The sequence below is a fragment of the Rhodanobacter sp. FW106-PBR-R2A-2-24 genome, from assembly GCF_058789615.1.
This window is the reverse complement of record NZ_JBYTBV010000002.1, coordinates 1,168,946-1,192,114: the sequence shown is the minus strand read 5'-3', so window position 1 is coordinate 1,192,114 and position 23,169 is coordinate 1,168,946. Positions and strand designations below refer to the sequence as shown.

Here is a 23,169-nt window from a genome sequence, read left to right as displayed (position 1 = left end):
CGGCGATGGAATTTTCGCTGATCGAACGCCTGCGCGAGCGGACCGCCTGCCCGCGCGAGGACGTGCGCCTGGGCATCGGCGACGACGCGGCGCTGCTGGCCGTGCCGCCGGGCGTGGAGCTTGCCGTGGCGCTGGACACGATGGTCGAGGGCGTGCATTTCCTGCCCGGCCAGGCACCGTTCGACCTGGGCTGGAAGGCGCTGGCGGTGAACCTGTCCGATCTCGCCGCGATGGGCGCGACGCCGGCCTGGGCGCTGCTCGCGCTGACTCTGCCCACGGCCATCGACGCCGCCGAACGCGTGGCCTTCGTCGATGGTTTCGCCGACGGTTTTGCCGCGCTGGCGCGCGAGCACCACGTGGCGCTGGTGGGCGGCGACACCACCGGCGGGCCGCTGGCCTTCAGCGTCGCCGTGCACGGTTTCGTGCCGCGGGGGCAGGCGTTGCGGCGCGCCGGTGCGCGGGTGGGCGACGCGGTGCTGGTCACCGGCACGCTGGGCGACGCGGTGGCCGCGCTGCACTTGCTGCGCGAGGGCAAGGCGCAGGTCGGCGATGCGCCGCTGCTGGAACGCATGCACCGGCCGACGCCGCGCGTGGCGGCGGGGCTGGCGCTGCGCGGCCGCGCGCATGCTTGCCAGGATATTTCCGATGGCCTCGTCGCCGACCTCGGCCACCTCTGCACGGCCAGCGGCGTGGCGGCCGAGATCGACGCGGATGCGTTGCCGCGTTCCGCCGCCCTGGTCGCGCGCTTCGGCGAGCCGGTGGCGCGCGACTTCGCGCTGGCCTGCGGCGACGATTACGAGCTGGTGTTCACCGCGCCCGAAGCCGTGGTCGCGACGATCTGCCGCGAGCTGGCGCCACTGGGTGGCGCCACCCGCATTGGCCGCATCGTCGCGGGCGAGGGCGTGCGCGTGCATGATGCGCAAGGTGCGCGGCTGCAAGCCGTTCGGCCGGGCTGGGATCATTTTTCGGTGGCGCCGTAGCGGGGCATCGCTTGCGCGCAGCCTTGCTTCCTCCCCCCAGACAGGCTTGGGGGAGAGGCTTTGAACTTCGAGTGTCGCCATGACCGCTTCCACTGAACGCAAGACCCTCACGCCTGCGCAGCGCCGCGCCTTGCTTGCCACGCCGGCGGGCTGGATCGCCTGCGGTCTCGGCTCCGGCCTCGCGCCAGTGGCGCAGGGCACGTTCGGCTCGCTGGCGGCGATCCTGCCGTGGCTGCTGCTGCGCGAGCTGTCGCTGCCCTGGAATCTCGCGGTCATCGCGCTGGGTTTCGGCCTGGGCGTGTGGGCTTGCGAGATGGCCGGCCGCGCGTTGGGCGTGGACGACCATCGCGGGCTGGTGTGGGACGAGTTTGTCGGGCAATGGATCGCGCTGCTGCCGGCCTTGCTCGCGCCATGGTGGGCGGTGCTTGCCGGCTTCGCGCTGTTTCGCCTGTTCGACGTGTGGAAGCCCTGGCCGATCCGCGTGGCCGACCGTCGCCTGCACGGCGGCCTCGGCGTGATGGTGGATGACGTGATCGCCGGCGCGTTCGCCGCCGCCGTGCTGTACGCGCTGCTTGCCGCGTTGCGGGCGTCTTGATCGCACGGCTTGCATTCGCCGCCGTCGTCGCCGCAGCATGACGGCTGCTTTCGCGCAGGAGTTTCCCATGCAATACCGCCGCCTCGGCCGTTCCGGCCTGCAATTGTCCGCGCTCTCCTTCGGCGCCTGGGCCACCTTCGGCAAGAGCGTCGACCGCAAGCTCGCGCGCGAGATGCTGGCGCTGGCCTGGGATCGCGGCATCAATTTCTTCGACAACGCCGAAACCTACGGCGACGGCGCGGCCGAGCTTCTGATGGGCGACGTGCTGGCCGACCTGCGTTTCCCGCGCGACAGCTGGTGCGTGTCGAGCAAGGTGTTCTTCGGCGCCTGCGAGAAACCGCGGCCGACCCAGCGCGGCCTGTCGCGCAAGCACGTGATCGAGGCCTGCCACCAGGCGCTGGCGCGTCTGCGCGTGGATTACCTCGACCTGTATTTCTGCCATCGGCCCGACCCCGATACGCCCATCGCGGAGACCGTGGCGGCGATGGACATGCTGGTGCGCCAGGGCAAGGTGCTGTATTGGGGCACCAGCGAGTGGCCGGCGGACGCCATCGTCGAGGCGCATCGCGTGGCCAGGGAGAACCACCTCGCCGCGCCGACGATGGAGCAGCCGGAATACAACCTGCTGCATCGCGAGCGCGTCGAGCAGGAGTACGCGCCGCTGTACCGCGACTACGGCATGGGCACCACGATCTGGTCGCCGCTGGCCTCGGGCCTGCTCAGCGGCAAGTACGACGACGGCGTGCCGGCGGATTCGCGCCTGGCGCATGCCGAATACGCGTGGCTGCATGATCGCGTGCTGGGCGCAGGTGGCGAGCGCGTGGCGAAGGCGCGTCGCCTGCGCCCGTTCGCGGACGAGCTGGGCTGCAGCACCGCGCAACTCGCCGTCGCATGGTGCGCAGCCAATCCGCACGTCTCCACTGTGATGCTGGGCGCGAGCCGGCTGGAGCAGCTGGAGCAGAACCTCGGCGCGCTGGAGGTGTTGCCGAAGCTGGACGAGGCGATGCGTGCCCGGATCGCCTCGGCGCTGGCTTGAGCGTTCCTGATGGGCGACGGTGCTTGACTGGCTTCCTGATCGGCAGTGGAACCCGGCCGACACCGCGCCGTTCGCCCTGAGTGTGGGCCCGCAGGGCCGAAGTCGAGGGGTGGGGTGTGTGCGAACGCTTCGACTTCGCTTGCTGCCGCAAGCTGCGCTCAGCGCGAACGGTCTTCCAGCTGAGCCTTGTCCAATCAGGCGGGCGTTTGACGCGATGGCGCGTCAGCCTGACGGCTCCGGTCGTCGCAGCGCGTCGGCATCTGCAGTGTGGAAGTGCCGCTTGAACGCGACCTCGCCGGCGGCTGGCTCCTCCAGCTCGCGCGCGTAGCGATGCCCGGCGTAGACCGCGTGCGCGATCAGGCCCGGCGCCTCGGCGTCGCCGATGCAGCGCACGCTGCGCAGGCCGGCAGCGATCCACTCAGCCTCGCGCAGCAGTAGCGCCTGATACAGCGCGTCATCGGGTAGGCGCGCGGTGACGGTAACCACCGCGTCGCATGCCAGCTCGCGCTGCTGGTGGGTCCATACGTCCTCGATGGCGAGCATGTTGCCGGCGTAGCCGACGACCTCATGCGATACCAGTGCCTCGATGCCGAGTTCGGCCATGCGCTTGCGCACATGGCGGTAGTCCAGCGTGTTCAGCGTCCACGGCGCGAGGCTGTCCTCGGGAGTGAGGTGGATCACCTCGCAACCGCGCAAGCGCAGCAGTTCGGCAGCGACGCTGGCGTGGTAGTAGCCGTCGTCGTCGTACACCACCACCTTGCCTTCCGGCAGGCGGCCGTCCAGCAGTTCGTCCACGGTGAATACGCGCGGGTTGTCCGCGAAGCCGGGCAGGGCGAAGCCGTGGCTGCGACCGCAGCCGTCGTGGCGCCAGTGGCAACCGGTGGCCAGCACCACGTGCTCGGCGCCGAAGTCGAGCACGTCCTGCGCGCTCAAGGTCGAATCGAGATAGACGGCTACGTTCGCCAGCTTGTGGATCTGGCCCACGCGCCAGTCGCGCACGCGCGCCCATTCGGCCAGGCCGGGCAGGCGCGACTCGCGCGTCACGCGACCACCCAGTTCCCTGCGTGCCTCGGCCAGACTCACGTCGTAACCGCGCTGGCCCAGCGCGCGGGCAGCCTCCAGTCCGGCCGGGCCGGCACCCACCACCAGCACGCGCGCGGCGCTGCGCTTCGGCGCGATGCGCTCCGGGTGCCAGCCCTTGCGCCATTCCTCGCCCATGGTGGGGTTCTGCGTGCAGCGGATCGGCGAGATGGTCATGTCGCCGGAGACGCAGACGTTGCAGCCGATGCACTCGCGGATGTCGTCGGCGCGGCCTTCCTCGATCTTCTTCGGCAAAAAGGGATCCGCGATCGACGGCCGCGCGCAGCCGATCAGGTCCAGCACGCCGCGCCTGAGCTGTGACACCATGGTGTCCGGCGAGGTGAAGCGGCCCACGCCCACCACCGGCTTGCTGGTGGCTCGCTTGACGAAGGCGATGAACGGCTCCTGCGCGCCTTCGCCGGCGAAGCGCGAGGGCACCGAGTCGTTGTACCAGGCGGCCAGGTTCACGTCCCACAGGTCGGGCAGTTCGGCCAGCATACCGACGATGTCCTGCGCCTCGGCCAGCTCCACGCCGCCCGGGCCCAGCCCTTCCTCGACGGCGAAGCGCAGCGCCACCGCGCAGGTGTCGCCGACCGCCTCCTTCGTGTCCTGCAGCACCTCGCGCAGCAGCCGCACGCGGTTTTCCAGCGAGCCGCCGTATTCGTCGCCGCGCTGGTTGCGCCGGCGCTGCAGGAAGTGCATCGCCAGCGACAGGTCGTGCGCGGCGTAGACGTAGATGATGTCCATGCCGGCGCGCTTGCCGCGGATGGCCGCTTCGCGGTGCCAGCGCCGATACTCGCGGATGTCGTGCTTCGTCATCGCGCGCGCCTGGTGCGGGTAACCGTACTTGGTCGGCTGCGGCGAGGGCGCGATCAGCACCTCGCGCGAATACAGGTTCGAGGCGGTCGGGCCGTTGTGGGTCAGCTCCAGCGCGGCCAGCGCGCCGTGCGCGTGCACCTTGTCGCACATCAGCGCCAGTGCGGGGATGTCGCGGTCGTCCCACAGCCGCGCTTCGACGTAGGGCGTGAGGTCGCCGCTGGGGTGGATCTCGCATTCCTCGGTGGAGACCACCGCCCAGCCGCCCGCGGCCTTCATCTCGCGCATCGCCGCGTGCGCCAGCGGCATCGCGTGGCCCATGCCGTTGCAGTGCGGCACCTGGAAGAAGCGATTCTTCGCGGTGACCGGGCCGATCCTCACCGGTTCGAACAGGATGTCGTGGCGGGGATCTCTCACTTGGGCGTCACTCCGGCAATGGTGCGCAGGCGCAGCCGCCGCAACGCGAACAGCGGCAAACCCGCGGCGACCAGCGCCAACGCGTACGACGAAGGCTCGCGGCCCGCGCCCACGAAGGCGAATATCACGAACAGCACGCAGATCGCCGCGACGATGGCGTTGCGGCGTGCGGCGCAGGCGGCGTGGCGGCGGCGCCAGAGCACGCCCAGCGCCAGCGCGCAGCCGAGATAAAGCGGCAGGGAGGCGGCTGTGCTCAACAGGGTGAGGAAGGTGAACGCCGCCACCAGTGACTTGCTGTAGCTCATGGCGATCAGGGCTGCGGCGAGTACGCCGGTGACGAGCAACGCCAGCACCGGCGTGCCCTGGCGGTTGGTGCGCGCGAGCACGGCCGGCAGCACGCCGTTGCCGGCCAGCGTGCTGGTGAGCTCGCCCATCAGCAAAGTCCAGCCGTTCAGCGCGCCGAGGCCGCTGATGGCCACGAAAAATGCCAGCGCGCGGCCGGAACCGGGAACGGCGTAGCGATCCATCACCAGCGCGAACGGCGCGCTGGCGTGGGCCAGTTCCTGCTGCTCGACCAGCAGCAGCGGCACGGCCGACACCACGATGTAGATGGCGGCGGCGAGTGCCGTGCCGGCCATGGTGGCGCGCGCGATGGTGCGCGCCGGGTTGTCCACGCGCGCCGCCGGCACGCTGGCCGACTCGATGCCTATCATCGCGAACAGCGCGATGCTGGAGGCCGCGGTGATCGCGCCAGCCGAGAGTGGCGTGGCGGGCAGGTGCGCGGTGTAGCTGGCTGGCGTGGTCAGCAGCAGCCAGCCGCCCAGCAGCGCGATGGCCAGCATCGGCAGGAGCTTGAGCGCGGTGGTGAGGATCTGCACGCCGCCGCCGCTGCGCACGCCGCACAGGTTGACCGCCACCAGCGCCCACAGCAGGCCCTGCGCCAGCCACATCGGCGGCAGCGCGCCCAGCGGCGGGAACACCATGGCCAGGTAGCCCACCACGCCGGTGGCCAGCGCGGCGTTGGTGATCCACACCGACACCCAGTACGCCCACAGCGCGAGGTAGGCCGGCAGCTCGCCCAGCGTGTGGCGGACATAGCCATAGGGACCACCGGCATCGGGCAGCGCGCGGGCGAGCTGCGCGAACACGCGGGCCAGCAGCAGGCAGCCAGCCAGCACGATCACCCAGCCGATCAGCGCATTGAAGCCGTAGGGGGCGAGCGACGCGGGCAGCACGAAGATGCCCATGCCGATCACGTTGCCCACCACCAGCGCGGTGCAGGTCCAGAAACCGATCTTTTTGCCGTCGCGCATGCGCAGTGCCCTGCCTGGCGGCTCAGGTGGATTCGCCGCTGGGCCCGGCATAGGCCGCGCGCAGCAGGTTGTGGAAATGCCACACGCCGCTCTCGCGTTTCGGGTTCAGCCGGCCCGCCGTGTAGGTGCCGGAGGCCAGCCCCTTCTGCACGGCTTCGCAGATGGTGATGTCCTCCTGCTGCACCTGGTCGCTGAAGCCGGCGTCGGCGTCGATGCGCGCCTGCGCGGCTGCGTCCTGCGCGTAGTAGTAGTCGAACTCCACCCGGCAGCGGTCCGGCCCCAGCGGCAGGATGCGGTTGGTCTGCAGCCGCCCCGGCATGATGTTGAGCATCACGTTGGGGTAGACGAAGTAGTAGAACGCCTCGCCATCGCCGTAGATGTCGGCGCTGTTGCGCAGCGGCGAGGACTGCAGCGAGTGCCACGGGAACAGCTCGGTGTCGTAGGCGCGGTAGTCGAGCACCTTCGACAGGCCGGGATGCACGTGCGGCAGGTGGTAGCCCTCGAGGAAGTTGTCCACGTAGACCTTCCAGTTGCAGGCGATGTCGTAGCTGTCGCGGCGCAGGTAGCGCATCGCCGAAAGGTCGATCGGCGCGATGCGCTCCTTGATCCCGCCGTAGACCGCCTCGAACGCCGGCGCGGCCTCGTCCAGGGCCACGAACACCAGGCCCTGCCATTCGTGCACGCGCAGCGGCGGCAGGCGGATGTCCTCCACATGGAAGTCGCAGGCGTCCTGCATCTCCGGCGCGCTGCGCAGCTGGCCTTCCAGCGTGTAGGTCCAGCCGTGGTACTTGCAGTGCAGGGCGCGCGCGCCCTTGCCGTCGCACAGCGCCAGCGGCCCGGCGCGGTGGCGGCAGACGTTGGGGAAGGCGCGCAGCACGCGGTCGGCGCCGCGCACCAGCAGCACCGGCACGTGACCGATCTCGCCCACCACATGGTCGCCGGCTTCCGCCAGTTGCCCCTGGTGGGCCACCAGCTGCCAACTGCGGGCGAATACCGCGCGGCGCTCCATCGCCAGCATGGGCTCGCCCGCGTAATAGCGCGCCGCCAGCGCGTGGGCATGGTCGAGCGGTTCGATGGCGGTATCGGCTGACATGTGCTGCCCCCTGGTTGGCGCATCCCTGCCGCGTGTGTCCGTCGGCAGTGTATGTCGCGCCGCCGGCCGCGGTCATGCTTCGCTGCCGCTTGCGCTGGGGCCGCGCGAGCGCCTAGATTGCGGGCAACCCTTGCGAGGACCTGCCGTTGCCCATGCCACGCGCCGCCGATCTGTTCCGATGGTTTCCGCGGAGGCAGCAGGGGTGGGCATGAGCCAGGCTGCCGTCGGCCGATCGCTGGAGGAGGCGCTGGCCGAGGCCGGGCGCGCGGTGCGGCAGCAGCCGGAGCAGGCCGCGATCCACCGCGATTACGGGCAGCTCCTGCTGGATGCCGGGCGCCCCGCCGAGGCCGTGGCGGCCTTGCGCCGCGCGGCGGCGCTGGAGCCCGCCCTGCCGCAGGCCTGGCGCCTGCTGGGCGATGCTTTGCTGGCGACGGGCGAGCCGGCTGCGGCGGCCGATGCCTACCTGCAGCATGTGCGCCATGCCACCGGTGATCCGCAGCTGATGGCCGCGGCCATGGCGCTGGTCGAGAACCGCATTCCCGAGGCCGAGGCACGGCTGCGCGCGCACCTGAAGCTGGCGTCCACCGACGTGGCGGCGATCCGCATGTTCGCCGAGCTGGCCGCCCGCCTGGGGCGCAACGAGGATGCGCTGAGCCTGCTTGAACGCTGCCTGGAGCTGGCGCCCGGTTTCGTGGAGGCGCGGCGCAACTACGCCCTGGTTCTGCATCGCGGCAACCAGCCGGAACGGGCGCTGGCCGAGCTCGAATGCCTGCTCGCCATCGACGCCCAGGATGCCGCCAGCCGCAACCTCAAGGCGGTGGTGCTGTGCCGTACCGGCGATTACGACGCGGCGATCCGGCTTTACGAGGAGTTGGTGCAGGCCCATCCGGAGCAGCCCAAATTGTGGGAAAGCTTCGGCCACGCGCTGAAGACCGCCGGCCAGCTCGAACGCGCCATCGCCGCCTACCGGCGCAGCCTGGAACTCCAGCCGTCCTTCGGCGACGTGTGGTGGAGCCTGGCCAACCTCAAGACCTTCCGTTTCAGTGTCGACGACCTGGCCACCATGCGCGCGCAGTTGGCGCGTGCGGATCTGGCCCAGGACGACCGCCTGCACCTGGAGTTCGCCATCGGCAAGGCGCTGGAGGACGCCGGCGAGTACGAGCCCTCGTTCCGCCACTACGCGCGCGGCAACGCGATCCGCCGCGCGCAGCTCGACTACCGCGCCGACGACACCAGCGCGCGGGTGCGCTACATCCGCGAGCACTACACGCCCGGGTTCTTCGCCGCGCGCGCCGGCGGCGGCTGCCCGGCGCCCGACCCGATCTTCGTGGTCGGCCTGCCGCGCGCCGGTTCCACCCTGATCGAGCAGATCCTCTCCAGTCACAGCCAGGTCGAAGGCACGATGGAGCTGCCCGAGGTCACCTCGATCACGCGGCTGCTGCGCCAGCAGGGTGCCGTCGGGGAGGCGATGCCCTACCACGCGGCGCTCGCGGCGCTCGATGGCGCCGGCCTGCGCCAGCTCGGCGAGCGCTACCTCGAACGCACGCGCATCCAGCGCAAGACGTCGGCGCCGCTGTTCATCGACAAGATGCCGAACAACTTCATGCACCTCGGCCTGATCCACCTGATGCTGCCCAACGCGAAGATCATCGACGCGCGCCGGCATCCCATGGCCTGCGGCTTCTCGGCCTTCAAGCAGCATTTCGCGCGCGGCCAGGGTTTCAGCTACGACCTCGCCGACATCGGCCGCTACTACCGCGACTATGTGGCGCTGTTGGCGCACTTCGACGCGGTGCTGCCCGGTCGCGTGCATCGCGTGGTGTACGAGCGCATGGTGGAGGACACCGAGGGCGAGGTGCGCCGGCTGCTCGATTACTGCGGCCTGCCGTTCGAGGCCGGCTGCCTGCGCTTCTTCGAGAACGCGCGGCCGGTGCGCACGGCCAGCTCGGAGCAGGTGCGCCAGCCGATCTACCGCGAGGGGATGGAGCACTGGCGACATTACGCGCCGTGGCTGGAGCCGCTGGAGGCGGCGTTGGGGCCGGTGCTGGCGAGTTATCCCGCCGTGCCGGCAGGGGGCGACAACTGAGCGGCAAGTCATTGCACATGATCTTGACGACCGTTCGTCAAAAGTGGGTTCTGTGGTCTTTTCTGGGGAGAAATCATGAACACGAAGAAGTCGCAACGCACGGCCCATGCGGCGCGGGTTGCCTTGAACCGATTGCCGTTGACCGCCGCGATCTGCCTGGCCATCGCCGCGCCGGTGCTGGCGCAGGAGACGGCGCCGCCGGCCAAGCCAGCCTCGGCCGCGACGCCCGCCAAGACGGACGCGAAGCAGAAGCCGGTGGTGCTGGCCGAGGTGACGGTGACCGCGCAGAAGCGCACCGAGAACCTGCAGAAGGTGCCGATCAGCATGGACGTGCTGGAGAACGACCAGCTCGAGTCCCTGCACGTGCAGAGCTTCAACGATTACGTGAAATACCTGCCCAGCGTCACCTTCCAGCAAGGTGGCGGCGGCATCGCCACCGGCCCGGGCTTCGCCACCATCTACATGCGCGGCGTGGCCAGCGGCGGCAACACCAACCACTCGGGCTCCTCGCCCAGCGTGGGCGTGTACCTGGACGACCAGCCGGTCACCACCATCCAGGGCCCGCTCGACATCCACATGTACGACATCGCCCGCATCGAGGTGCTGGCTGGCCCGCAGGGCTCGCTGTACGGCGCCAGCGCCGAGGCCGGCGCGTTGCGCATCATCACCAACAAGCCCGACCCCAGCGGTTTCGCGGCCAGCTACCAGCTCAGCACGGACAAGGTGGCGCACGGCGGCGTGGGCTTCACCACCGACGGCATGGTGAACATTCCCCTGGCGCCGAGCACGGCGCTGCGCGTGGTGGGCTGGCACGAGCACGACGCCGGTTACATCGACAACAAGGCCGGCTCGCGCACCTTCCCGGTGTCGGGCATCACCGTCAGCAATGCCGACAATTGCACGCCGGGGCCGCTGCTGCAGTGCTTCGGGCATGCCCGCAACCACTACAACGACGCCAACACCAGCGGTGCGCGCGCGGCGCTCAAGATCGACCTCAACGACGACTGGTCGATCAGCCCCACCCTGATGGGGCAGCAGACCACCAGCAACGGCACGTTCGCCAGCGATCCCTCGGTCGGCAAGCTCGCCGTGACCCACTTCTACCCCGAGCACGTGGACGACCGCTGGTGGCAGGGCGCGCTGGCCGTGCAGGGCAAGATCGGCATCTTCGACCTCACCTACGACTACGCCCACCTGAAGCGCAACCAGGAGGAAGCCACCGACTACAACGACTACTCGTTCTGGTACGACACGCTGCTCCAATACGGCGCCTACCTGCACGACAACAGCGGCGCGCTCATCAACCCGTCCGAGTTCATCAGCGACCGCGACCACTACACCATCAACAGCCACGAGCTGCGCATCGTCTCGCCCGCCACGGATCGCCTGCGCCTGGTGGGCGGCCTGTTCTGGCAGAAGCAGAAGCACGACATCATGCAGGACTACCAGATCAACGGCCTGGCCGATGCGCTCTCGGTGCCGGGCTGGCCCAACACGATCTGGCTGACCAAGCAGATGCGTTACGACTACGACGAGGCCATCTTCGGCGAGCTGTCCTACGACATTATTCCGGACACGCTGACCGCCACGGTGGGCGGGCGCTATTTCCGCAGCAAGAATCAGTTGTACGGTTTCTACGGCTTCAGCAAGGGCTTCTTGCCCAGCTCCAGCTACGGCGAGGCGGGCTGCATCAGCAGTGTGCCGTTCGAGAGTGCGCCCTGCCTGGACTTCAACAAGAGCGTGCGGCAGAGCGGTTCGCTGGGCAAGTTCAACCTCACCTGGAACCTCTCGAAGGACGCGATGCTCTACCTCACCCGCTCCGAGGGCTACCGCCCTGGCGGCGTCAACCGTGCCGGCCAGCAGCCGCCCTACCAGCCGGATTTCCTCACCAACCTGGAGCTGGGCTGGAAGACTTCCTGGTTCGACCACCGGCTGTCGTTCAACGGCGCGGTGTTCCGCGAGAACTGGAACGACTTCCAGTTCAACATCCTCGGCCCCAACGGCCTCACCATCATCAAGAACGCCAACTCGGCGCGCATCGATGGCTTCGAGTCGCAGTTGGGCTGGATGGCCACCTACAACCTCAACATCAGCGCGGGCGTGGCGCTCTACAACGCCAAGCTCACCGCCAACTACTGCGGTTTCACCGACGCCAACGGCAAGCCGGTCACCAGCTGCGCCACGCCGCAGGCGCCCAAGGGTACCCAGTTGCCGATCACCCCGCGCTTCAAGGGCAACCTGGTGGCGCGCTACTCCATCGACCTGGGCGAGAACGAAGGCTACGTGCAGGCCGCGTTCACCCACGTGGGCAAGCGCACCACCGATCTGCGCCTGCAGGAACGCAGCCTCTTGGGCGACCTGCCGGCGTACAACTCGGTCGACCTCTCGGCCGGCTTCCAGAAAAACAGCTGGACGCTGGACGTCTACATCGACAACCTGTTCAACAAGCTGGGCACCACGTACAAGTTCACCGAGTGCGGGGTGACGGTCTGCGGCGCGCACGGCGTGGTGTCGCAGTACCCGAACGGGCAGGTCTACACCGGCGTCACCCAGCCGCGCACCTTCGGTATCCGCTTCAAGCAGGACTTCTGACCGACGACCGCAGGCCGCCGGTCAGGCGGGCCATGGATGGCCCGCACGTCGGACCAGCGCATGCGCTGGCCCGACGGAGCGGAGCCCGCGCGCAGCGCGGGCGCAGCGAGCTCAGGGAAGCGCATGGATGCGCTTCCCGGGGCATAAGCAAGCGCTGTTGCTCTACCCCGGCAGACCGCGCGCAACCACCCAAGCCCCGGCAGCCGCCGGGGCTTTTCGCATGCGTGCCGCCAGTCTCCGTCCGCTGTCCGCGCAGTGTCCGCGGACACCGGTTTTTTGCAGTATGGAAACAGCAAGTCGCTGAAACATAGTATGTTTTTCCGTATCGCTGGCTTGGCACGCGGATTGCTGAAGCCCAAGTGCAACGCCGCACTGTCCGCGGCCGGGGAACACACGATGATCCGCGACACTTCCGCGCAGGACCGCTTGGTCGAGGTCAAGCCCAACAAGAAGCGCCGCATGCTGCTGATCGGTGGCGGCGCGCTCGCGCTGATCGTGCTGGCCTTCACCATGCCATCCATCCTGCGCCTGTTCTCCGCCGATGCCTCGGTGAGTGCGTCGCGCCTGGCCTTCGCCACCGTCGAGCGTGGCGCCTTCGTGCGCGACATCGCCGCCGAGGGCAAGGTGGTGGCGGCCAACAGCCCCACGCTGTACGCCACCTACGGCGGCGCGGTGCGGCTCAAGGTGCATGCCGGCGACGCGGTGAAGAAGGGCCAGGTGCTGGCCGTGGTCGACAGTCCCGAACTGCGCAACAAGCTGGCGCAGGAAGAGAGCAACGGCGACGCGATGAAGGTAGCCTGGGAGCGCGCCAAGATCGACGCGCGCAAGCAGGGCGCACAGCTGCGCGAGGCGTTCGAGAACGCGAACATCGACCAGCAGACCGCCGCACGCAACCTCGACCGCTACCAGAAGGCCTTCGCCAAGGGCGCGGTGTCCAGCATGGACGTGGATCGCGCCAGGGATACGCTGGAAAAGGCGCAGATCGCCACGCGCCAGGCCCAGTCCAATCTCGGTCTGGACAAGGACAGCCTGGGCTTCGACATCCAGGCCAAGCAGCTCGCCTACGGGCGTCAGCAACTGCTGGTGCAGGACCTGCAGCGGCAGGTGGACGATCTCAACGTGAAGTCGCCGGTGGACGGCCAGGTCGGCCAGTTGTTCATCGCGCCAGTGGCCACCGTGGCCAAGGACGCGCAATTGCTCAGCGTGATCGACCTCACCGCGCTGGAAGTGGAAGTGAAGGTGCCCGAGAGCTTCGCGCGCGACCTCGCCATCGGCATGACCGGCGAGATCAGCGGCAACGGCAATACCTGGAAGGGCCTGGTCAGCGCCATCTCGCCCGAGGTGGTCAACGGCGAGGTGGCCGCCCGCGTGCGCTTCGAAGGCGTCACGCCCAAGCAGCTGCGGCAGAACCAGCGCCTGTCCGTGCGCATCCTGCTCGACCAGCGCGACAGCGTGCTCACCGTGCAGCGCGGCTCCTTCGTCGACGAATCCGGCGGCGCGTACGCCTATGTGGTGAAGGACGGCATCGCGACGAAAACGCCGATCCGCGTGGGCGAATCCAGCATCGACAAGGTGGAGATCCTGCAGGGCCTGAAAGCAGGCGACCAGGTCGTGATTTCCGGCACCGACAGCTTCAAGGGCGCGCAAAGGGTAGCCATCGCGCGTTGAATTTCTCCCCTCTCCCTCCGGGAGAGGGTGCCCGTAGGGCGGGAGAGGGTACGGGGCTTGCGAGGGAGTCCATCGCAAGTCCCGCACCCTCTCCCCAACCCCTCTCCCGCAAGCGGGAGAGGGGCTCCAAAGAACCACCATTCACCACCACCGAAGGACGCATCACCATGCTCAAGATGACCCACCTGTCCAAGGTCTACCGCACCGAAGTGGTGGAAACCTACGCGCTGCGCGACTTCAACATCGACGTGAAGGAGGGCGAGTTCGTCGCCGTCACCGGGCCGTCCGGCTCGGGCAAGACCACCTTCCTCACCATCGCCGGCCTGCTCGAAACCTTCAGCGGCGGCGAGTACCACCTCGACGGCATCGAGGTGAGCAACTTGAACGACAACGCGCGCTCGAGGATACGCAACGAAAAGATCGGCTTCATCTTCCAGGCCTTCAACCTGATCCCCGACCTCAACGTGTTCGACAACGTGGAAGTGCCGCTGCGCTATCGCGGCATGAAGGCGCCCGAGCGCAAGCAGCGCATCATGGAGGCGCTCGAACGCGTCGGCCTGGCCTCGCGCCACAAGCACTACCCGGCCGAGCTTTCCGGCGGCCAGCAACAGCGCGTGGCGATCGCCCGCGCGCTCGCCGGCTCGCCGCGCCTGCTGCTCGCCGACGAACCCACCGGCAACCTCGACACCCAGATGGCGCGCGGCGTGCTGGAACTGCTGGAGGAAATCCACCGCGGCGGCGCCACCATCGTGATGGTCACCCACGACCCCGAACTGGCCGCGCGTGCCCAGCGCAACGTGCACGTCATCGACGGCCAGGTGGTGGATCTCGCCGAGGAGCCGCGCTTCCACACCCACACCGCGGCCCATGCCGCCGCGGAGTGAGCCCGCGCTCGAATGCTCGCCACGATGCGCGTGAGGGCTGCGCTTGAACCTGCACTTGACAGCATCGGGGGAGTAGGACGGCGTGCAGTTGCCTTGCTCCCCTCTCCCTCCGGGAGAGGGGGCGGGAGAGAGGGTACGGGGCTTGCGGCAAGGCCGAAGTGCCCCTCACCCCAACCCTCTCCCCCAACGATGGAGCCGTTGGGGGAGAGGGAGTTCGAATCAAGGAGACGTGGAATGTTTGGCTACTACATCGACCTGGCGCTGCACAGCCTCAAGCGCAACAAGGCGCTCACCGCGCTGATGGTGCTGGCCATTGCGCTGGGTATCGGCGCGGCCATGACCACGCTCACAGTGCTGCATGCGCTTTCCGGCGACCCGCTGCCGGGGCGCAGCGGCGCGCTGTACCACCCGCAGCTCGATCCGCGCGACGGCCAGGGCTACATCCCCGGCAAGACGGGGCCGATGGGCCAGGTGACCTGGATCGACGGCATGAACCTGCTGCAGGCCAAGCGCGCGGATCGGCAGGCGCTGATGAGCGGCGGCAACGTGGCGGTGCAGCCGGACGACGGCACGCTTGATCCGTTCTACGAGGATGCGCGTTACACCACTGCGGATTTCTTCCCGATGTTCGGCGTGCCATTCCGCTACGGCCACGCCTGGAATGCGGCGGACGACGCGGCGCATGCGCGGGTGGCGGTGATCACCAGCCAGCTCAACGACAAGCTGTTTGGCGGCATCGACAGCAGCGGCAGGACGCTGTGGCTCGATGGCGCGGCCTTCCGCATCGTCGGCGTGGTCGGCACCTGGAACCCGAATCCGCATTTCTACGATCTGAACGGCAGGAGCTACGGCGAGAACGAAGGCGTGCTCGTGCCGCTGTCCATCTCGCAGGACATCGGCATGGCCCATGTGGGGAACACCGATTGCTGGGGTAATGGCGGCGCCGGCCGGACCATCGACCACAACGCCCCGTGCGCGTGGTTGCAGTTCTGGGTGCAGCTGGACAATCCGGCCAAGGCGGCCGCGTACAGGGAATTTCTCGTCCACTACTCCGAACAGCAACGGGCACTGGGGCGTTTCGGCCGGCCACCCAACGTGGCGCTGCGCAACGTGATGCAGTGGCTGGACTACAACATGGTCGTGCCGGACGACGTGCGCCTGCAGACCGGGCTGGCGTTCGGCTTCCTGCTGGTGTGCCTGGTGAATACGGTGGGCCTGATGCTGGCGAAATTCCTGCGCCGCGCCGGCGAGCTGTGTGTGCGCCGCGCGCTGGGGGCGTCGAAGCAGGCGCTGTTCGCGCAACTGCTGGTGGAGTCTGGCGTGGTCGGCCTGGTCGGCGGCGTGGGCGGCCTGCTGCTCGCGCTGGCCGGCTTGTGGCTGGTACGCCGGCAGCCGGCGGACTACGCGGCACTGGCGCAGCTCGACCCCGCGATGCTGCTGGTCACCTTTCTGCTGGCGCTGGCAGCGAGCCTGCTCGCCGGGCTGCTGCCGGCATGGCGGGCTTGCCAGGTGGCGCCCGCCCTCCAGTTGAAGAGCCACTGACATGGAACTGCGACCGATCTTTTCCACGTTGCGCCGGCACAAGACCACGGCGTGGCTGCTGATCCTCGAAATCGCGCTGACCTGCGCCATCATCTGCAACGCGGTGTTCCTGATCGGACAGCGCCTGCAACGGCTGAACCTGCCCAGCGGCGTCGCCGAACACGAACTGGTGCAGCTCCAGCTTGGACAGATTGGCAAGAACCCGGGCGCGAAGGCGCAGACGGCCACCGATCTGGCGGCGCTGCGGCAGATTGCCGGGGTGCGCCAGGCGGCCATGGCCAACCAGTTGCCCTTCAACCTGGGCACCGACTCCAACGGCAGCCTCATGCTCGACCCGCATCAGCAGCGCGGTACGGCACAAGTCGCGGAGTACATGGGCGGGCCCGGCCTGCTGGCCACGCTGGGCACGCGGCTGGTGGCGGGGCGCGGTTTCCAGCCCGGCGAATATGTCGATTTCGACACGGCGGTGAAGGCGCTGCACGACGGCGACGCGCGCGGCTTGCCGCAGCAGATCATCGTCACGAAGGCGCTGGCCGAGCGGCTGTGGCCGGGGCAGGATGCGCTGGGCAGGACGGTGTATTTCGGCAACGCCTTGCCGTTCCGCGTCGTCGGCGTGCTCGACCGGCTGGCGCGGACGAAGCAGCTGCAACTGGGCGCCCAGTACAGCGTGGTGTTGCCGATACGCATGACAGCGGCCGACGGCGCCAGCTACCTCCTGCGCACGGCGCCGCAGGATCGTGCCGCCGTGCTCAGGGCCGCTGCGGCCAAACTCAAGCAGCTCGATCCGCGCCGCGTGGTCGTCGTGAAGCAGACCTACGACGAGGCGCGCCGCACGTTCTTTGCCGGCGATCGCGCGATGGCCGGCATCCTGGTCGGAGTGATCGCGGCGTTGCTCGTGGTGACCGCGCTGGGCATCACCGGCCTCGCCAGCTTCTGGGTGGGCCAGCGTCGCCGCACCATTGGCGTGCGCCGTGCGCTTGGCGCCACGCGCGGCGACATCCTGCGCTACTTCCAGACCGAGAACTTCCTGCTCGCCACGCTCGGCATCGCGCTGGGCATGGTGCTGGCCTTTGGGCTCAACCTGTTCCTGATGACGCATTACGAACTGCCGCGGCTGCCGGGCATTTACTTCCCGGTCGGCGCGCTGGCGCTGTGGCTCATCGGCCAGCTCGCCGTGCTCGGCCCCGCGCTGCGCGCCGCGCAGGTGCCGCCGGTGGTGGCGACGCGGAGCGTGTAGTTGCTCTCTCTCCCCTCTCCTTCCGGGAGAGGGGCCGGGGGAGAGGGTGCGGGCTTGCGGCAAGGCCCAGGCACCCTCTCCCCCAACCCCTCTCCCGCAAGCGGGCGAGGGGGGTGATGTGAGGCCTCTCGCGCAAGTGGCGAGGGGAGGAATGCTGGAGCTTGCAGCGGCGATGGATGCGCCTGCTTGAACCCTCTCCCCCGACGATGGAGCCGTCGGGGGAGAGGGAGTCCAAACCTGAAGGAGCGAACGATGTTTGCCTACTACCTCGAACTGGCCCTGCGCAGCCTCAAGCGCAGCCCCGGCCTCACCGTGCTGATGGTGCTCGCCATCGGCTTCGGCGTGGCCGCCTCGATGACCTCGTGGTCGGTATTCCGCGCGGTGTCGGGCGATCCGATCCCGTGGAAATCCGCGAAGCTGTTCGTGCCGCAGATCGACAACTGGGGGCCGAACGGTCGCAGCCCCGACGGCGAGCCGCCGAACGCGATGGACTACACCGACGCCATGGCGCTGATGCGCGACCACCGCGCGAAGCGGCAGTCCGCGATGTACCAGATCTCGCCTTCCATCGTGCCGGCGGAGGCGAACAAGCATCCGATCAACGTCAGCGGCCATGCGGTGTACGGCGAGTTCTTCCCGATGCTGGATGTGCCGTTCAAATACGGCAGTGGCTGGAGTGCCGGCGACGACGCCAGCCGCGCGCAGGTCGTGGTCATCAGCGACAAGCTCAACCAGAAGCTGTTCGGCGGCACCAACAGCGTGGGCAAGAGCGTGCGCATCGAAGGCCACGACTACCGCGTGACCGGCGTGCTGGACGACTGGAATCCGCAGCCGCGCTTCTACGACGTGGTCAACTCGGGCGGCTTCAACAGCCAGACCGATGACGTGTTCCTGCCGTTCCAGACGGCCGTCCAGGCGGATCTCCAGAACGACGGCAACACCAACTGCAACGCGGTGCCCACGGAATCCGGCTTCGTCGGCCTGCAGCATTCCGAATGCGTGTGGCTCGCCTATATGGCGGAACTGGACGATGCGGCGGCGGTGGAGGCCTACCGCGACTACCTGCTGGGCTACGCGAAGGAACAACAGCAGGCCGGCCGCTTCGGCTGGGCGCCGAACAATCGCCTGCGCGACTTGCCGTCCTGGCTGGACAGCCAGCACGTGGTGCCGCCCGACACCAAGGTGTCGCTGATGGTGGCGCTGGGCCTGCTGCTGGTCTGCCTGGTCAACACCATCGGCCTGCTGCTGGCGAAGTTCCTGCGCCGCAGCGGCGAGATCGGCGTGCGTCGCGCGCTGGGGGCGCCACGGCATGCGATCTACCTGCAGTTCCTCACCGAGGCAGGCATGGTCGGCGCGGCGGGCGGCGTGCTCGGCCTCGCGCTTACCTGCGTGGGCGTGGCCAGCGTGGGCTGGGTGATGCCCAAGGACATCGCGGCGCTGGCGCGGCTGGACGTCTCGCTGCTGGTGCTCACCCTGCTGGTGGCGGTGGTCGCCACCATGCTGGCCGGCCTCTACCCCACCTGGCGCGCCTCGCGGGTGCAGCCGGCGTGGCAACTCAAGAGCAACTAAGGATGGCGGCGCATGCAGGTGGTTTCCCGTTCGTCCTGAGCGTAGGCCCGCAGGGACGCACGCGGAGAGTGGACATGGATGGCCACGGCTTTGGGGGGCGAGGAAGTCGAAGGACAGCAGCGCTTCGACTCCGTTCGCTGCGCTCTCTACGCTCGGCGCGAACAGATTTGGGCCGATTCGTTTTCCATCCAGTACATTCCCGGAGCAAAGCACCATGAAACTCCATCCCATGATCGCCTCGCTGCGCAAGCACAAGGCCGGTGTGGTGCTGATCGCGCTGCAGATCGCGCTGACGCTGGCGATCGTCTGCAACGCCATCTTCATCATCGGCTCGCGCGTCGGCCGGGTGAACCGGCCCACCGGGCTGGACGAGCAGAACCTGTTCCTGGTCAGCCAGCAATGGGTGGGCGCGCCCAGCGCCGACACGCCGGACGGCGTGGCCAAGCTCGACGCCATGCAGAAGGAGGACCTCGCCGCGCTGCGCGGCCTGCCCGGCGTGGCGTCGGTGGCGCCGATCAACTCGATTCCCCTGCTCAATTCGGCATGGACCGGCACGGTGTCGCTCAAGCCCGATACCCGGCTCGGCGACAGGAGTGGCAACGTGCGCACCGCCTACTACTTCACCGACGAGCAGGCGCTGGCGACCCTGGGCGTGAAGCTGGTGGCCGGCCGCAATTTCACGACGGCGGAGGTGCAGCACCAGGGCTTTCGCGACAACCTGCCGCGTCCCGTCGTGATCGTCACCCAGACGCTGGCGGACAAGCTGTTCCCGCATGGCGACGCGGTGGGCAAGGCGATCTACAGCGACGGCAGCGGCACGCCCAGCACCATCGTCGGCGTGATCGCGCGCATGCAGGTGCCGTCCACCAGCAGTTGGGCCAATGACTTCACCTGGAACTCCACCCTCATACCCACCCGGCTGGATGGCGGTTCCGCGCGCTACGTGGTGCGCGCCCGGCCCGGCCAGCTGGCGGCGGCGATGAAAGCGGTGGCGCCCGCGCTGTACCGGGTGAACCCGCTGCGCGTGCTCGACGACGACAGCGTCAAATCGTTCGCCGACATCCGCGCCAAGGCCTACCGCGCCGACGTGGGCATGGCCGTGCTGATGGGCGTGATCTGCCTGATCCTGATTGCCGTCACCGCCGCCGGCATCGTCGGCCTCACCAGCTTCTGGGTCGGCCAGCGCCATCGCCAGATCGGCGTGCGCCGCGCGCTGGGCGCACGCAAGGTCGACATCCTGCACTACTTCCAGCTGGAGAACCTCCTGATCGCCGGCAGCGGCGCGATGGTCGGCATCGTGCTGGCGATCGGCCTCAACCTGTGGCTGATGCGCCTCTACCAGATGGATCGCCTGCCGCTGGCCTACAGCCTGGCCGGCGTGGTGGCAGTGCTGGTGCTGGGCCAGTGCGCCGTGTTCGTGCCCGCGCGGCGCGCCTCCAACGTGCCGCCGGTCACCGCCACACGGGCAGCGTGATCGCTTGCCCCTTTCCATGCGGAAGGGAGCGCTTTGCTCCCCTCGCCCGCTTGCGGGAGAGGGGCCGGGGGAGAGGGCGGGGCTTGCGGCAGGGCTCAAGCGCCCTCCCCCCCCAACCCCTCTCCCGCAAGCGGGCGAGGGGAGTTCAATCAAGGAGACGTGGAATGTTCGGCTACTACCTCGACCTTGCCCTGCACAGCCTCAGACGTAACAAGGTGCTCACCGCGCTGATGGTGCTGGCCATCGCCGTGGGCATCGGTGCGTCGATGACGACTCTGACGGTGATGCACCTGCTCTCCGGCGATCCGCTACCGGGGCGCAGCGCGCACATCTATTACCCGCAGGTGGACCCTTCGCCCGACCCCGACCCGAAGCACCGACCGTGGGACATGATGGACTACCGCTCGGCGACGGATCTGTGGAGCGCGCGCCGCGCCGACCGCCAGGCGCTGGCAGCGCATGCCGCGCTCAAGCTGCGCGCGCCGGCGACGAACCTGCCGCCGCTGCTGGCGCCGTCGCTGGCCACCACAGGCGACTTCTTTCCGATGTTCGCCGTGCCGTTCGCCTACGGCCGGGGCTGGAGCGCCGCCGACGATGCGAAGAGCACGCGCGTGGTGGTGATCTCCGACGACCTCAATCGCAAGCTGTTCGGCGGCACCGACAGCGTGGGCCGCACGCTGCGACTGAAGGACAGCGACGTGCGCATCGTAGGCGTGCTCAAGCCGTGGCGGCCGTCGCCGGTGTTCTTCAACGTGGCCGGCGGGCGCTTCACCAACGGCGACACTGGCAGTTTCTACGGCAAGACGGAAGACGTGTTCCTGCCGCTGGGCACTGCGCGGGACATCGCGCCCACCGACCTGCAGCCGTTCACCTGCTGGGGCAGGTGGGACGTCGGCAACCAGCCGCTGGAAAACTCGCCCTGCCTGTGGGTGACGCTGTGGGTGCAGCTGGACAGCGCGGCCAAGGTCGCCGACTACCGCCATTTCCTCGCCGGCTACGCGGCGCAGCAGAAACAACTCGGCCGCATCGCCAATGCCGACAACACCCGCATGATGAGCCTGATGCAGTGGCTGGATTTCAACCGTGTGGTGCCCAGCGACGTGCGCCTGCAGACCTGGCTGGCGTTCGCCTTCCTCGCCATCTGCCTGTGCAACACGGTGGGCCTGCTGCTGGCCAAGTTCCTGCGCCGCTCGGGCGAGATCGGCGTGCGCCGCGCGCTGGGCGCCACGCGCCGCGCGGTGTTCGCGCAATGCCTGGTGGAGGCGGGGCTGATCGGCCTGATCGGTGGCGTGGGGGGCTGGCTGCTGTCGCTGTTCGGCCTGTGGCTGGTGCGTCGGCAACCAGTGGAATACGCCAGCCTGGCGCACCTGGACGCGCCGATGTTCCTGGCCACCTTCGCGCTGGCCGTGGCGGTGAGCCTCGTCGCCGGCGCCTTGCCCGCGCTGCGCGCCAGCCGCGTGGCACCCGGCCTGCAACTCAAGGTCTTGTGAGGGGAATGCCATGCAGATTCGATTGATCCTCGCCGCGCTGCGCAAGCATCGCCTCGCCACCTTGCTGATCGCAATGGAAATCGCGCTGGCCTGCGCGGTGCTGTGCAATGCCTGTTTCCTGATCGCGCACCGCCTCGAACTCACCCGCGTGCAAAGCGGCGTGGACGAGGCCGCGCTGGCCGTGCTGCAGGTGGGCGGCTTCGACCCGACGCAGTCCGCCGACCTCAACGCGCGCATGGTCGCAGGGCTACGCGCGATTCCCGGCATGCAGTCGGTGAGCGTGGTCAACACCGTGCCCTTCGGCGTGCCGAACGGCAACACCGGCGTCACCCTGGATGCCGCCGGCAAGCGCTTCGGCGGCGTGGTGGGCCTCTACCTCGATGGCCCCGGCAGCTTCGAGGCGCTGGGTCTGAAGCTGGTGGCGGGCCGCGCGCCGCAGGCTGAGGATTTCCGGCCGATGGACACCTTCGCGCCCAAGGATTCGCAGGTGCTGGTGAGCCGCACGCTGGCCGAGCACCTGTGGCCCGGCGAGAACCCGCTGGGCCGGGAGTTCTGGAGCGGCGGCCTGCATTTCCGCGTGACCGGCGTGGTGGCGCACATGGCGCGCCCCGGCGCGGGCGAGGGCGGCACCGGCACCATCGAGTGGTCGGTGTTCGTGCCCACGCTGCCGGGGCCTGGCCTGACCGGCACCTACCTGTTGCGCGCCGACCCGAAGGGCCTGCCGCGTGTGCTGCGCGACGCCAAGGCGGCGGTGGCGACCACCGCCCCCGACGTGGTGCTCGACCATGACGCCAGCCGCAGCCTTTCCAACCTTCGCGAACGCTACTTCCGCGGCGACCGCGTGATGGTCGGCATGATGGTGGGCGTGATCGCCGCGCTGCTCGGCGTCACCGCGCTGGGCATCGTGGGCCTGGCCAGCTTCTGGGTGGCGCAGCGGCGCAAGCAGATCGGCATACGCCGCGCGATCGGCGCCACGCGCGGCGACATCCTGCGCTACTTCCAGACCGAGAACTTCCTCATCGTCACGCTGGGCATCGCCATCGGCATGGCGCTGACTTTCGCGCTCAACGTGGCGCTGATGCAGTTCTACGAGCTGCCGCGCCTGCCGCTGGTCTACCTGCCGGTGGGCGCCGTGGCGCTGTGGCTGCTCGGCCAGCTCGCCGTACTCGGCCCCGCACTGCGCGCCGCCAACGTGCCACCGGTGGTGGCGACCAGGAGCGTGTGATGAAGGTCGGTAGATCCACCTCCATGCGTAGGAGCCCGCTGGCGGGCGATGCTCCGGCTTTGATCCATCAGA

Annotated in this window: 16 protein-coding genes; 13 read left to right on the top strand and 3 right to left on the bottom strand. The window is 68.9% G+C overall.

The window, feature by feature from the left end:
* The first annotated feature begins 5 nt into the window (after positions 1–5).
* The 3 genes from thiL (at position 6) to AC3WQA_RS06675 (ending at position 2,611) form a co-directional block, all read left to right on the top strand.
* The gene (gene thiL, locus AC3WQA_RS06685) at positions 6–980 is read left to right on the top strand and encodes a thiamine-phosphate kinase (RefSeq protein WP_492674290.1); all 975 of its coding nucleotides are present in this window, start codon (positions 6–8) and stop codon (positions 978–980) included.
* A gap of 79 nt (positions 981–1,059) precedes the next feature.
* A complete protein-coding gene (locus AC3WQA_RS06680; protein ID WP_492674289.1) occupies positions 1,060–1,575 on the top strand; it encodes a phosphatidylglycerophosphatase A family protein in 516 nt (171 codons plus the stop codon).
* Positions 1,576–1,642: 67 nt separating this feature from the next.
* Positions 1,643–2,611 carry a potassium channel beta subunit family protein gene (locus tag AC3WQA_RS06675; protein ID WP_492674288.1) on the top strand — a complete coding sequence of 323 codons (969 nt, stop codon included), beginning with the start codon at positions 1,643–1,645 and terminating at the stop codon, positions 2,609–2,611.
* A 222-nt stretch (positions 2,612–2,833) separates the two neighbouring features.
* Here the strand turns inward: AC3WQA_RS06675 and AC3WQA_RS06670 are convergent, their stop codons facing one another.
* From AC3WQA_RS06670 to AC3WQA_RS06660, 3 genes are read right to left on the bottom strand one after another with little or no spacing between them, the layout of a single operon-like run.
* Positions 2,834–4,924 carry an oxidoreductase gene (locus tag AC3WQA_RS06670; RefSeq protein WP_492674287.1) on the bottom strand — a complete coding sequence of 697 codons (2,091 nt, stop codon included), beginning with the start codon at positions 4,922–4,924 and terminating at the stop codon, positions 2,834–2,836.
* Positions 4,921–6,237 (bottom strand): amino acid permease, encoded by a 1,317-nt coding sequence (locus AC3WQA_RS06665; protein ID WP_492674286.1) that lies wholly within the window; start codon positions 6,235–6,237, stop codon positions 4,921–4,923. The genes AC3WQA_RS06670 and AC3WQA_RS06665 overlap by 4 nt, the downstream gene beginning before the upstream one ends.
* A gap of 22 nt (positions 6,238–6,259) precedes the next feature.
* The gene (locus tag AC3WQA_RS06660; RefSeq protein WP_492674285.1) at positions 6,260–7,330 is read right to left on the bottom strand and encodes an aromatic ring-hydroxylating oxygenase subunit alpha; all 1,071 of its coding nucleotides are present in this window, start codon (positions 7,328–7,330) and stop codon (positions 6,260–6,262) included.
* A gap of 208 nt (positions 7,331–7,538) precedes the next feature.
* Between AC3WQA_RS06660 and AC3WQA_RS06655 the strand changes: the two genes are divergently transcribed.
* From AC3WQA_RS06655 to AC3WQA_RS06610, 10 genes are all read left to right on the top strand, one after another.
* Positions 7,539–9,416 carry a tetratricopeptide repeat-containing sulfotransferase family protein gene (locus tag AC3WQA_RS06655; protein WP_492674284.1) on the top strand — a complete coding sequence of 626 codons (1,878 nt, stop codon included), beginning with the start codon at positions 7,539–7,541 and terminating at the stop codon, positions 9,414–9,416.
* 75 nt (positions 9,417–9,491) lie between these two features.
* Positions 9,492–12,008, top strand: coding sequence for a TonB-dependent receptor (locus tag AC3WQA_RS06650; protein WP_492674283.1), 2,517 nt, complete (start codon positions 9,492–9,494; stop codon positions 12,006–12,008).
* A gap of 396 nt (positions 12,009–12,404) precedes the next feature.
* Complete coding sequence (locus tag AC3WQA_RS06645) at positions 12,405–13,676, top strand: efflux RND transporter periplasmic adaptor subunit (RefSeq protein WP_492674282.1); 1,272 nt, start codon at positions 12,405–12,407, stop codon at positions 13,674–13,676.
* A 167-nt stretch (positions 13,677–13,843) separates the two neighbouring features.
* Positions 13,844–14,560, top strand: a complete 717-nt coding sequence (locus AC3WQA_RS06640) for an ABC transporter ATP-binding protein (RefSeq protein WP_492674281.1) — start codon at positions 13,844–13,846, stop codon at positions 14,558–14,560.
* Between the two features lie 234 nt (positions 14,561–14,794).
* On the top strand, positions 14,795–16,102 hold the full coding sequence (locus AC3WQA_RS06635) for an ABC transporter permease (RefSeq protein ID WP_492674280.1): 1,308 nt from the start codon (positions 14,795–14,797) through the stop codon (positions 16,100–16,102).
* Position 16,103: 1 nt separating this feature from the next.
* On the top strand, positions 16,104–17,339 hold the full coding sequence (locus AC3WQA_RS06630) for an ABC transporter permease (RefSeq protein WP_492674279.1): 1,236 nt from the start codon (positions 16,104–16,106) through the stop codon (positions 17,337–17,339).
* A gap of 252 nt (positions 17,340–17,591) precedes the next feature.
* Positions 17,592–18,908 (top strand): ABC transporter permease, encoded by a 1,317-nt coding sequence (locus AC3WQA_RS06625; protein WP_492674278.1) that lies wholly within the window; start codon positions 17,592–17,594, stop codon positions 18,906–18,908.
* Between the two features lie 214 nt (positions 18,909–19,122).
* Positions 19,123–20,382, top strand: coding sequence for an ABC transporter permease (locus AC3WQA_RS06620; protein ID WP_492674277.1), 1,260 nt, complete (start codon positions 19,123–19,125; stop codon positions 20,380–20,382).
* A 164-nt stretch (positions 20,383–20,546) separates the two neighbouring features.
* Positions 20,547–21,872 (top strand): ABC transporter permease, encoded by a 1,326-nt coding sequence (locus AC3WQA_RS06615; protein WP_492674276.1) that lies wholly within the window; start codon positions 20,547–20,549, stop codon positions 21,870–21,872.
* A 10-nt stretch (positions 21,873–21,882) separates the two neighbouring features.
* Positions 21,883–23,097, top strand: a complete 1,215-nt coding sequence (locus tag AC3WQA_RS06610) for an ABC transporter permease (protein ID WP_492674275.1) — start codon at positions 21,883–21,885, stop codon at positions 23,095–23,097.
* The last annotated feature ends 72 nt before the right edge of the window (positions 23,098–23,169 follow it).

Bases quoted from the DNA above. Each gene is read 5' to 3' on its own strand.
- AC3WQA_RS06635 (WP_492674280.1), top strand. From the start codon at position 14,795: ATGTTTGGCTACTACATCGACCTGGCGCTGCACAGCCTCAAGCGCAAC.
- AC3WQA_RS06680 (WP_492674289.1), top strand. From the start codon at position 1,060: ATGACCGCTTCCACTGAACGCAAGACCCTCACGCCTGCGCAGCGCCGC.
- AC3WQA_RS06630 (WP_492674279.1), top strand. From the start codon at position 16,104: ATGGAACTGCGACCGATCTTTTCCACGTTGCGCCGGCACAAGACCACG.
- AC3WQA_RS06615 (WP_492674276.1), top strand. From the start codon at position 20,547: ATGTTCGGCTACTACCTCGACCTTGCCCTGCACAGCCTCAGACGTAAC.
- AC3WQA_RS06640 (WP_492674281.1), top strand. From the start codon at position 13,844: ATGCTCAAGATGACCCACCTGTCCAAGGTCTACCGCACCGAAGTGGTG.
- AC3WQA_RS06660 (WP_492674285.1), bottom strand. From the start codon at position 7,330: ATGTCAGCCGATACCGCCATCGAACCGCTCGACCATGCCCACGCGCTG.
- AC3WQA_RS06665 (WP_492674286.1), bottom strand. From the start codon at position 6,237: ATGCGCGACGGCAAAAAGATCGGTTTCTGGACCTGCACCGCGCTGGTG.
- AC3WQA_RS06625 (WP_492674278.1), top strand. From the start codon at position 17,592: ATGTTTGCCTACTACCTCGAACTGGCCCTGCGCAGCCTCAAGCGCAGC.
- AC3WQA_RS06610 (WP_492674275.1), top strand. From the start codon at position 21,883: ATGCAGATTCGATTGATCCTCGCCGCGCTGCGCAAGCATCGCCTCGCC.
- AC3WQA_RS06620 (WP_492674277.1), top strand. From the start codon at position 19,123: ATGAAACTCCATCCCATGATCGCCTCGCTGCGCAAGCACAAGGCCGGT.
- AC3WQA_RS06645 (WP_492674282.1), top strand. From the start codon at position 12,405: ATGATCCGCGACACTTCCGCGCAGGACCGCTTGGTCGAGGTCAAGCCC.
- AC3WQA_RS06675 (WP_492674288.1), top strand. From the start codon at position 1,643: ATGCAATACCGCCGCCTCGGCCGTTCCGGCCTGCAATTGTCCGCGCTC.
- AC3WQA_RS06650 (WP_492674283.1), top strand. From the start codon at position 9,492: ATGAACACGAAGAAGTCGCAACGCACGGCCCATGCGGCGCGGGTTGCC.
- thiL (WP_492674290.1), top strand. From the start codon at position 6: ATGGAATTTTCGCTGATCGAACGCCTGCGCGAGCGGACCGCCTGCCCG.
- AC3WQA_RS06655 (WP_492674284.1), top strand. From the start codon at position 7,539: ATGAGCCAGGCTGCCGTCGGCCGATCGCTGGAGGAGGCGCTGGCCGAG.